Below are 10,286 nucleotides of genomic sequence, written 5' to 3' on the forward strand. Positions count from 1 at the left end.
GGAAAATTGGTTGTCTGAGCTTTCGGCAGCCGAACGTCAAAAATTCCTACTCAAATTGGTGCGACGCGAGCCACATGTCGATCTGCAATTAATTAATCGGTTGAAAGAATTGGCTAGGAAGGGTGAATCTACGCCTCAATCGACAGTGGGATATCGACGTTTATCGGAATTGCAAGAGATCGCTAATACAGTGAAAGAGCAGCGTCAAGAGCGAGAACAAAATGCGGTCAGAAAAAAGCGGACTCAAGCATTAGCAGCACTAGCACCGAAGGAAGCCCAAACCTGGGAACGGGTGGTAAAGTTGATTGAAGTTAAACAATCTCAACCTTATGATGAGGCAACTGCTTTACTCAAAGATTTGCGCGATTTGGCAGAACAGCAGGGACGATTGCCTGAATTTAGCCAACGTTTCGAGCAACTCAAGTCGGACTATAGTAGTCGTCCAGCATTAATGAAGCGATTTAGATCGATTCGTGTTTGAGTTACGAACAAATACTCACTGGAAATACCAAATTTATTGTAGGCATAAACTTCAATGCACGATCGAGTAATTGACTATCTAGAAGAACACATTCCCGAACTAGCAGAATCTGCGGTAACTCAAGCTTATTGGCAGTCCCTAGCGGCTGGAAATAGCGTCCTAGAGAGTGAAAATGGGATTATCTACGAACGGTTCCCTGATGGTTCTAGTAAAGTGGTGAAAACGATCGAGCCACCTACAAGTGTGGCAATTGGGGCGAGACGGAAATTATTATGAACGATCTACCCCGCTTGCGGATGTTTGCAGGGCCGAACGGTTCTGGTAAAAGTACGATTAAATCAGTAATTCGCTCAGAATTACTTGGCATTTACATCAATCCTGATGAGATTGAGAAAGACATTCGCAATGGTGACTTTCTCGATCTCCAAGCTTTTGGCGTTCGCACTACAGCAGCAGAAATACTAGCCTTCTTTCAGAATTCAACACTTTTAGCAAAAGCCGATTTACTAGAAGAGGCAGAATACCTCAGCTTTAACGATGACAAACTCAGTTTTCACAACGTTATCGTAAATTCCTATTTTGCTTCTGTAGCTGCTGATTTCATTCGGCATAAGTTACTAGAAACTGGAACTTCTTTTACGTTTGAAACAGTAATGTCATCACCTGACAAGATAGCATTTTTGCAGAAAGCTCAACGGCGAGGCTATCGTACTTATCTCTATTATGTAGCCACAGAAGACCCAATCATTAATATTCTGCGGGTACAGCGACGAGTCAGTCTGGGCGGACATCCCGTACCAGAGGATAAAATTGTTGCGCGGTATACTCGCTCGTTAGATTTGTTGGTGGATGCGATTCGGCATACCAATCGTGCTTATATTTTTGACAACTCTACTCATCAACAGATCTGGACGGCAGAAATTACTGATGGGGAGTTTTTAGAAATGAAGACAGATCGAATGCCTGCCTGGTTTAAAATCGCCGTGTGGGATAAATTCTCAGAAATATAGAGAAAAGTTCGTCTAGCGCATAACTGACAAAGCAGTGAAAAATGATAATCTAATTTATGCGAAATCTGCTCATTGTTGAATCTGCTGGCAAAATTAAAAAGCTCAAAAGCATCCTCGGTTCTGATTGGGATGTGAAAGCTTCAATTGGGCATATTCGCCAACTCGCTAACGATGGGGATGGTTCATTAGGGTTTGAATTGGGTACAGAGACAATCGATTGTCGCTACATTCCCCGCGACGACAGAGCGAAACAAACAATCGCCGGACTAATCGCCGCAGCCAAACAAGCAGATCGAGTATTCATCGCCTCAGATCCAGATCGGGAAGGTGAGGTAATTGGCTGGCATATAGCTCAAGTATTAAAGCTTAAACAGCCCCAGCGCGTTGTCTATCAGGAGATTACCGAGTCTGCTGTCAAGAAAGCGATCGCTAGTCCACGCTCCCTAGACATGGCTCTGGTAGAAGCAGGTAGGTGTCGCGATTGTCTGGATAAATTGGTGGGATATAAAGGATCGCCGCTAATCTGGCGACTCAATAACGGAGCGAAAAGCGTCGGGCGGGTGCAATCAGCCACCCTCCACTTAGTCTGCCAACGAGAGCGAGAAATTCAAGCCTTCAAGCCCCAGGATTATTGGTCGGTATTTGTAGACTATGCCGAAGGTTTCCGCGCCTTCTACAACGGCACTACCCAAGCTGTTTCGCCAGTAGCAGATGAAGAAACTAGCGACGATGCTGGTACGACAGAAAAAGTTGCCGAATCGACTCGCGTATTGACTCAAGCTGAAGCCGAGAGATTGGTGGAGATCGGCAAATCTCACCCCCATCAAGTCCAGACAATTGAAGGTAAACTCAGTCCCAAAAAGCCACCCGCCCCATTCATCACCTCATCGCTGCAACAAGCCGCAGGTTCGCGGTTAAAGTTCTCTCCAGAACATACAATGTCAGTCGCCCAGAAGCTTTATGAAGCGGGATTAATTACTTACATGCGGACTGATTCAGTCGAACTCAGTCAGGATTTTTGTAAAGCCGCACGAGAATGGCTACTTGCTCACGATAAAGATAATGTACCAAACAAAGTCGCCAAACAGCGCAGTTCCAAAGACGCTCAGGAAGCCCATGAAGCGGTCAGACCGACAGATCTAACAAAAGCATCAAGCGAACTCAAACAGCAGCTCTCAGAGGATGAATTCGCGCTGTATGTGATGATTTGGATGAGATCGATCGCCTCTCAGTGCAAACCCGCCCAAATTCGCAAAACCACGATCGTTACTCAATCTGCCGAGATCCAGTGGCAAGCCAGAGGACAAATGCTCGAATTTGCTGGCTACGCCAAATATTGGAAGGATATTAGCGGTGATGCTGTCCTACCCAGTTTGCAGCCCAAACAACCACTCACCGCAGCTAATGTCAGCCACGAGCAGAAACAGACTCAACCACCGCCACGCTACTCCGAGCCAAAACTCGTCCAACTGATGGAACGGCGCGGGATCGGTCGTCCTTCCACTTACGCGCCGACTATTGCTACCCTAAAACAACGTAATTATGTCGAGCTGGTGAAGAGCAAAGTACAACCGACGACTGTGGGGCTGCAAGTAGACGACTTCCTGATCCAAGCGTTGCCAGAATTGATTCAATCGGAATTCACCGCTCAGATGGAAACTCAACTCGATGCCATCTCAAAGGGTCAGAAAGAATGGCAGAGTTATCTAATTGGGTGGAATCAAAGTTATTTCGTACCAGCATTGAGTAAAGCTATCAAGAATCTGCCAGAACAGGATACTAGCTCTTTCCAGGGTAGGGATCTGGAGAAATCGCGATCGAAATGTCCGACTTGCAGCAAACCAATGTCCAAAGTACCTACCAAGAAGGTAAAAAAGGGCTATTTTCTCAAGTGTGAAGATGGATGTAAAGATAATGAGGGCAAAGGTTTGGTGATGTTTTGGTCGGATCGATCTAATGAATGGCAGCTCCCCCAACCTAAAACCGAACAGTCATCACCAGCGAAACTTACCGAACATCCTTGTCCAGTTTGCCAGAAGCCGCTGGAAGAATACAATTACACGAAGGATGGCCGAGCCAAGTCAATGTTGCGATGTTCGGATGCAGCAGCTAGAACCAAGCCCAAACACAAGGATGTCGCCTATTTTCGAGGGAATGAACAGCAGTGGTGGAGTCCGAAACTAGGTAATCTGGGTACGGATGCCTCAAAAGCAAATTGATGGCTTTCCGATCGTCTTTCTTGGGTAAAATTATGGATTGTTAATCACAGCTTCTAGTTCAGATAAGATGGCGATAATCTGTTGAAATTCTGTAGCTCTACCCAGCATCATGCCTTGCATCGCTTAACATTTAAGCATCGACCGTTTCATAGGACATTCAGCGATCAAATACATTAGCACTATCGATCGAGATTTTTGATGTATGGTGGGATCAAACCGACAACCACGCTACATATGGGTGTTGACATTCGATCGAAAACCTTAACTTGTCACCAATCGGGTCACCCGCCCAGTTGTCAAAATGCCGCCAAGACCAGTGGCGGGCTGTGAGTGGCGGTAACGCCATTGATAATTTGCTTCCAAGTGATTTTAAGTCGAGCAAGTAGTGCGGCTCAAACTGTCTTGGCTTTCGGCAAAATCTTATCATCAACTTTGAGTTGAGTGCAGACTTTGAGGACTTCTTCAACTGCACCTTTGCAGATCAAAACATGGTCTTTGCCCCTTTCGCCAAATTTGCGGTCACAATTTTCTGAGCGATATCGATAAGTGCATTGGATGAATCTACAGAATTGGCATTGCGGCTGGCATTATTCATAAAGTAGTTTAATTTGGGTTATTAAATTGTCGGGAATTCTAAAGTTATTAGGTACTGTGATCGATTGCTAGAAGGTGATAACGTCTTAATTGCCGCACATGGTAACTCGTTGCGATCGATTATCATGATGCTTGACGGGTTGAGTCCAGATAAAGTGACAGCACTAGAGCTAGCAACGGGTGTACCGATCTTGTACGAGCTGGATGCTGCTGGAGAATCGATCGGAAAAAAGATTCTAAATGATTGATATCGAATCGATTCAAATCAGTCCGTCTTTTCTTGCCATAAACAGCATCAGATCGATAACCCGACAGGCATACGTCCACTCATTATCGTACCAAGCCACCACTTTGAAAAAATTGGCATTTAAACCAATCCCTGCTGTGGCATCAAAGATACTGGAACGAGGATCGATGCGAAAATCCATCGACACAACTTTATCCTCGGTATAGCCCAATGCGATTGTCGATCAAGATGCCGTCAGGCTGGGCTGCAACGGTGTCTGGATATGTGCCGTGGGTGGAGTCGTATTTGAATAGGTAGGCAAGGTTATCGGCGGGAACTAGGTCATTCACACCGACTAGTTCTAATTCGGGATGACTCATGGCAATCCGCGCCACTAGCCGTCCGATCCGCCCGAAGCCATTAATACCGATTTTGAGTGTCATTTGTAGTTAATTCCTGAATCTAAATTTCGTTTTGACAGGTCTGTTCTCGTTCAATTTGCGTGATATTTGCTAATGTCACTTCAGCGATCGCCTGCATCGCATCTTCAGTGAAAAATGCCTGATGTCCGGTAATTATTACGTTAGGGAAAGTCATCAGGCGGGCAAAAGTATCATCTTGGAGAATTCGATCGGATCGATCTTCAAAGAATAGTGCTGATTCTTGTTCGTAGACATCTAACCCTAATCCGCCAATTTGGGATGATTTGAGTGCAGTAATAATGGCATCTGTATCGATTAATGCGCCCCGACTGGTGTTGATTAGCATCACATGAGGCTTCATTTGGGCGATCGATTCCTTATTAATTAAGTGATAATTTTCTGGAGTTAATGGACAGTGGAGCGTAATAATATCTGACTGGGAAAACAATTGGGCTAGCTCCATGTATTCGACTCCAATCGCCTCGCAGTCGGGATTGCGGTAGGGATCGTAGGCGATAACTTTGCAACCAAACCCCGTCATAATTTGAGCGGTGACTGTGCCAATTTTGCCCGTCCCAATAATTCCGATCGTCCGTCCATGTAAATCGAAACCCAGCAGTCCTTCGAGTGAAAAATTGCCTTCGCGGACGCGGTTATAGGCTCGATGTAATTTGCGATTGAGTGTCAGGATTAATCCCACGGTATGTTCAGCGACGGCATAGGGGGAATAGGCGGGGACGCGCACTAATTTGATGCCCAGATTTTTGGCGGCTTGGACATCGACATTGTTGTATCCAGCACAGCGCAAAGCAATTAGGCTAACATTGTGGCTAGCGAGAGCTTTTAGGGTGTCTTTATCGACTTCATCATTGACAAAGATACAAACAGCGGTGGCATCTTGAGCAAGGATGGCGGTGTGCCGATCGAGTCGGGCTTCTAGAAATATTAATTGATGTTGATGTTGTGAATTAGCGGCTGTAAAAAATTGGCGATCGTATGACTTGGTACTAAAAATAGCAACTTTCATAGTTTGGATTGGTAGTTAAAATAATCACGATGAAAGCAAGTAGCCCAAAGGTTTACGGTGCAGTAGCATTACGCCAGTGGCAATCAGCACAGGAGCAAGAATCCCCATATCGATCGCATAGGTAATTACAGTGCTATAGCTCCACACTTCCGGCGGTGCTTTACCCTCAATTAGTGCGGGGATAATGCTCAAAACGGGCCAGATTAACACCAACACTATCCCAGACACAATTTCGTAAATCCCAATATTTCGGTGCGGCAAGTGAGCAGAAAAGTGGGCTGTCAACGTCGCCAAATCAAAAGACATCAGCGTCAGAATTAGCCCAAATAAACTAGCCGACATCAACACAACATAGACGAGGAATAAATGGTTGTAAGCTGCTAATTGCAATTCTCATATTAGATCTCCTATATGAATTAATTTTTGCCCTAGTTTCTAATCCGATCGCATTTCATTAATAGATCGATGGATACAAGGTTTGATATTTACTCCATTATTTACGTTACAAATTCATAGTTAATCTCTGTAACTTTTCCTTTGTAATAGAGCCGAATGCCGTCTGGATACTCCCATCCCACCTCGCCTTCTAAAGGAATCAGCATCTCGTTACACACTGAATAGTTCCAAAACCTGCCGCTCCAAGGCATTGCAGTCAGCTTGTCGCGATAACGCGCTTCAGCCCGCATGGTTTCGATCGTTCCTTGAGCATTAAACCGAAACAGGAGGGAAACCGTTGTTGGAGCATCGGTCAATGTAGCGCGGGCAGAGGTATCGTCAATGGCTTCCCAGCGCACACCCTGACTGGGTAATAGCGCAGTCGGATACCAAGGCATCTCGGCAAAAAATCGCAGCAGCTCACCTTGGGCGGCTTGTGGAGTCCCCCGTACATCGGCAACGGTGAAAAGACCGAGTAATGATGCGTGTAAGCTGCCTGCTCCTAACACATAGGCATCATGAACAAAGGCACTCACGCCTGGAGCCATCTGAATCCGCGCATCCCAATCAAATCCCGGACGTTGAGTCGTCACAAGTTGAGTGGCAGTAAACGGACTCCACTTCGCTGCCGTCTCACTCATATTGAATATTCCCTGCTGAGAAAGATTGACCGCCGCCACGATCGGTTGTCCCTCCTTCAATACAACCCGAAAGAATCGCTGCACCGGATCTGGCAAGCCTTCAAGCTCTTTTAAATCATAGGTTTTGGGATTAATAGTTTGCTTCCCATTGGTTAACCGATCGCGCAATCGATCGGTCTCTAACTGCCACTGATATTTACCATAAAGACTCGCTATTCCAAACAAAATAATGACTGATCCGGTGATAATTACAATCGATTTTATAAGCACAATACTGACCTAGCGTTGTTAATTTAGGATTCGATAGAGTGTGACGATACAGGTATAGAAATATGGAGTGGGCAGTGCTCACAAACCATGGCTAGGGTAAACGGTCTGCTACCGCCAACGAGGATAATCTAATTTTCTCTGCTCTTTCTTTGATGCCCAACATACATTTTTTCATCATAATAATGTCTCCAAAATCATAGAAAATATAATAAATAATCCACGGAAAGCTGAAATCGTATTTTGTTCTTAATCTAGTTATTAACCTGGTATTACCAGCTTCGGTTTGCTGCAAGAACCAGCCCCATGTCGCATTTCCTTTTCTATCCCACCATATGATATACTCAGGTTTTCGATAATCTTTTACCCACATTCCATTCTTTTGATTAGGCGTAAATGGAATAAAGTAATCTTGTTCGATTCTTTGATATTTTGGGATGATGTCTCTCGAACTCGGCACGTTGGCATTATCGATAATATCGATACTATAAAAACCTGCTCTGCCAGAGCCGATTTGGACGATCCATTTCCATACTTCAGTGGGTGGGGCTTTTATCGAGACTGCTCTTGTGGCAACGAAATTAGGCTTTTGGACAATATCATCACCAGACATAGAGCATTTGAATTCATCATCTGTGGCTCCCCAGCGAAGTTGCCAGGGGCGCAAGATTTTTAGATAGAAAATCACGAAAATAGTAACAAAAATGAATAGTTCCATTTCATTAAAAACTCCGTTGATGATAGATAACTGCGTGTATGCTGTGAGCGATAACAAACACAACTGCTGGCACAATATAAAAAATCGGACGATAACGTAAACGTTCTGTGAAGTAGAATTTCTCACCGAGTAAGCCTAGTCCAATCGTCCAAAATATATTCGTGTAAGCTGAAGCTGCAAAACCGATCGTACTGGTACTCCAATCGCTATTCGGGAAAAAATGCTGAGTTCCGTAGGACAGATAGTAAAGTGCTACCCCAGCCAAATACAAAGCTGACCCTCGTTTTTGAGTGGTGGTTGATATGCCAATGGAAAAAAATGCGGGCATTGCAAATACCAAAATTCGCCCGATGCTTTCGATATTTAGTAATATATCTGGGATACCTCGATCGAATTGGACTGGTGTCAATGCATTGGGGAGAAAGGTCATCAGGCTCAGACTAAAGATCAGAGGTGGAAATGTTAGCCAAATACCATTTTTAATGATGTCAGTTTTCGTAATTTTCACGATTGTTTCTCTCCATCATCATTCATTTAACGAGCTGCAACTGTTTGCCACTCTTGAATCGCTATAGAGGGGATTTGCAACTCAGTGGCTCCACCAGTGAGCATCGGTAAAGTTAGCTCCAGCGGAATTTCAGAATGCAACTGTGGCAGAATAGATTGAATATCATATTCGCCAACGTTTGCTAAAGTAGTTGCGCCCTGAGAAATTTCGTTAGTCACATCTTTTGCAGTGAGAGTTTGTCCCATTGATGTTGTCAGGGTTAGCGATCGATCGTGGTCTAATTCCACTGCACCCAGAAAGCCTACCAGCCGCAAGGAAACCATCGCACTACCGTCGGGACGGACGCGCTTGAAGGCGACTACCTGCCAAGATTTTCCGGTGCGATCGCGCAGGTTTTGGCGGGACTGATAGAGCATCTGTCCTGGAGCTTCTTCAATTTGGGTTACAGCAGCAAAGGCGGTTAAGGGATTGAAAATCACCAACAAAATGCAAATTGAAGCAGCTATTAGCCAGAGGATTGGGCGAATTTTAGACATGTTCGAGTAGATTATCAATTGGTTTAACTCTACGATTAGCGATTTCCCGTCCGGCGACGTTCGGCTGCGGCACGCGACCTGATTTGGGTTCTAAAACCACTCCGCTGCAATCTACGAGCAGCGCGTTCGGCATCAGGACGCTCGGCATAAAAACCTGCTAAAGTCCATTTCCGGTCGCGGGGACTGCGGTAATGAACCGTATAGCCACGTTGGTAAGTGGGACGTTGGGCTACTTGCAAATTTGTTTTCACAAGCAAGTTCTGGCTAACTGGTTGTGAATTCAGTGCATTTGCCTCAAAAGGCATCGTTACTAAAACCCCCGTATATACCAATGAGATAAGAATTATCTTGTTCATAAATAATGTCTGAGCGATCGCGAATTGAGATCCAGTGCCGCAAACGCGATCGTCATCTAATTTGTTGGTGAATGTTCCTTGGCAAAATACGCTCGAACCTTTGCAGCGATCTGAGGATTCGTCATCTTGTCAACTGTTTCGATATCGACAATATGTCCACCCAGGTGATTTTTTTCAAGTTGTTCTTTTAGTTCACCCTTTGCTTCACCTGGCCCAAAAATGAGAATAGACTCAGCATCTCGAATAGCTGCAATGACCGCAGCATAGTAAATATTCAGATGTTTCGTAAAATCTCTTTGACGGCGGTCGTCAGCAGGTACTTGAACTGATTCATAATTACCCTCAAGTGGTCGGTCGCCAGCCCGCTGAAGCTGTTTTTCAACCCCCGATACTATCTCCTCAATCTTTTCTCCTTGCTCGGTAATAGCTACCAAGATCGCCTTCCGATGGTCGATCCATATTCCTACTTTAGTACTCATTGACTATTTCCTTACTATTATGGTAAAAGGGAATATATCCCTCGTCTACAATTCTAAAAAAGCTTTAATTATTGGCAGCAGTTCTTGCTACGGCTCGCACCCATAAGTGTATTAAAAATTCAAAATCTATGGAACTATCAAAATGTAGATTTTAACTTCTAATTTAGAGCCATAATCTCCTCATATTGAGAGAGGTGAAAAAGCAGATTTCACTATACAAAATATAATTCAGTCATCGATCGCGTAGCGTCTGCTTTGCAGAATCGAGATCTTGGCTGATTAATGTTTGAATATCGGTTCGCAATCCAGTAATTTCTGATTGCAATGCTTTAATCGATTTTGCACTTGCTAGTTCTGCATCATCACT

General features: G+C 44.6%; 12 protein-coding genes and 2 pseudogenes. 5 read left to right on the forward strand and 9 right to left on the reverse strand.

Annotation, left to right across the window (positions count from 1 at the left end; translation table 11 throughout):
* From RMO55_RS20355 to RMO55_RS20375, 5 genes and pseudogenes are all read left to right on the forward strand, one after another.
* Positions 1 to 481 (forward strand): annotated as a pseudogene (locus RMO55_RS20355) (hypothetical protein); the annotation flags it as partial.
* Positions 482 to 535: 54 nt separating this feature from the next.
* Positions 536 to 757, forward strand: coding sequence for a hypothetical protein (locus tag RMO55_RS20360; RefSeq protein WP_310429730.1), 222 nt, complete (start codon positions 536 to 538; stop codon positions 755 to 757).
* Positions 754 to 1,491, forward strand: coding sequence for a zeta toxin family protein (locus RMO55_RS20365; RefSeq protein WP_310429732.1), 738 nt, complete (start codon positions 754 to 756; stop codon positions 1,489 to 1,491). Before RMO55_RS20360 ends, RMO55_RS20365 begins: the two co-directional genes overlap by 4 nt.
* 56 nt (positions 1,492 to 1,547) lie before the next feature.
* Positions 1,548 to 3,710 (forward strand): type I DNA topoisomerase, encoded by a 2,163-nt coding sequence (gene topA / locus RMO55_RS20370; RefSeq protein ID WP_310429734.1) that lies wholly within the window; start codon positions 1,548 to 1,550, stop codon positions 3,708 to 3,710.
* A gap of 659 nt (positions 3,711 to 4,369) precedes the next feature.
* Positions 4,370 to 4,552, forward strand: a complete 183-nt coding sequence (locus RMO55_RS20375; RefSeq protein WP_310429736.1) for a hypothetical protein — start codon at positions 4,370 to 4,372, stop codon at positions 4,550 to 4,552.
* 12 nt (positions 4,553 to 4,564) lie between these two features.
* Here RMO55_RS20375 and RMO55_RS20380 read toward each other — a convergent pair.
* From RMO55_RS20380 to RMO55_RS20420, 9 genes and pseudogenes are all read right to left on the reverse strand, one after another.
* Positions 4,565 to 4,973: pseudogene (locus RMO55_RS20380) on the reverse strand (glyceraldehyde 3-phosphate dehydrogenase NAD-binding domain-containing protein).
* Positions 4,974 to 4,992: 19 nt separating this feature from the next.
* The gene (locus tag RMO55_RS20385; protein ID WP_310429737.1) at positions 4,993 to 5,979 is read right to left on the reverse strand and encodes a 2-hydroxyacid dehydrogenase; all 987 of its coding nucleotides are present in this window, start codon (positions 5,977 to 5,979) and stop codon (positions 4,993 to 4,995) included.
* A 24-nt stretch (positions 5,980 to 6,003) separates the two neighbouring features.
* Complete coding sequence (locus RMO55_RS20390) at positions 6,004 to 6,369, reverse strand: hypothetical protein (RefSeq protein ID WP_310429739.1); 366 nt, start codon at positions 6,367 to 6,369, stop codon at positions 6,004 to 6,006.
* Positions 6,370 to 6,476: 107 nt separating this feature from the next.
* The gene (locus tag RMO55_RS20395) at positions 6,477 to 7,325 is read right to left on the reverse strand and encodes a DUF6920 family protein (RefSeq protein ID WP_310429741.1); all 849 of its coding nucleotides are present in this window, start codon (positions 7,323 to 7,325) and stop codon (positions 6,477 to 6,479) included.
* A gap of 91 nt (positions 7,326 to 7,416) precedes the next feature.
* Positions 7,417 to 8,040, reverse strand: a complete 624-nt coding sequence (locus tag RMO55_RS20400; RefSeq protein ID WP_310429743.1) for a hypothetical protein — start codon at positions 8,038 to 8,040, stop codon at positions 7,417 to 7,419.
* A gap of 4 nt (positions 8,041 to 8,044) precedes the next feature.
* On the reverse strand, positions 8,045 to 8,548 hold the full coding sequence (locus RMO55_RS20405) for a hypothetical protein (protein WP_310429745.1): 504 nt from the start codon (positions 8,546 to 8,548) through the stop codon (positions 8,045 to 8,047).
* Between the two features lie 26 nt (positions 8,549 to 8,574).
* A complete protein-coding gene (locus RMO55_RS20410) occupies positions 8,575 to 9,084 on the reverse strand; it encodes a DUF3122 domain-containing protein (RefSeq protein WP_310429748.1) in 510 nt (169 codons plus the stop codon).
* Between the two features lie 35 nt (positions 9,085 to 9,119).
* The gene (locus RMO55_RS20415; protein ID WP_310429750.1) at positions 9,120 to 9,335 is read right to left on the reverse strand and encodes a hypothetical protein; all 216 of its coding nucleotides are present in this window, start codon (positions 9,333 to 9,335) and stop codon (positions 9,120 to 9,122) included.
* A 161-nt stretch (positions 9,336 to 9,496) separates the two neighbouring features.
* Positions 9,497 to 9,919, reverse strand: a complete 423-nt coding sequence (locus RMO55_RS20420) for a hypothetical protein (RefSeq protein ID WP_310429752.1) — start codon at positions 9,917 to 9,919, stop codon at positions 9,497 to 9,499.
* Positions 9,920 to 10,286 lie beyond the last annotated feature (367 nt).

The sequence above is a fragment of the Chamaesiphon sp. VAR_48_metabat_135_sub genome, from assembly GCF_031418915.1.
Lineage (GTDB): Bacteria > Cyanobacteriota > Cyanobacteriia > Cyanobacteriales > Chamaesiphonaceae > Chamaesiphon.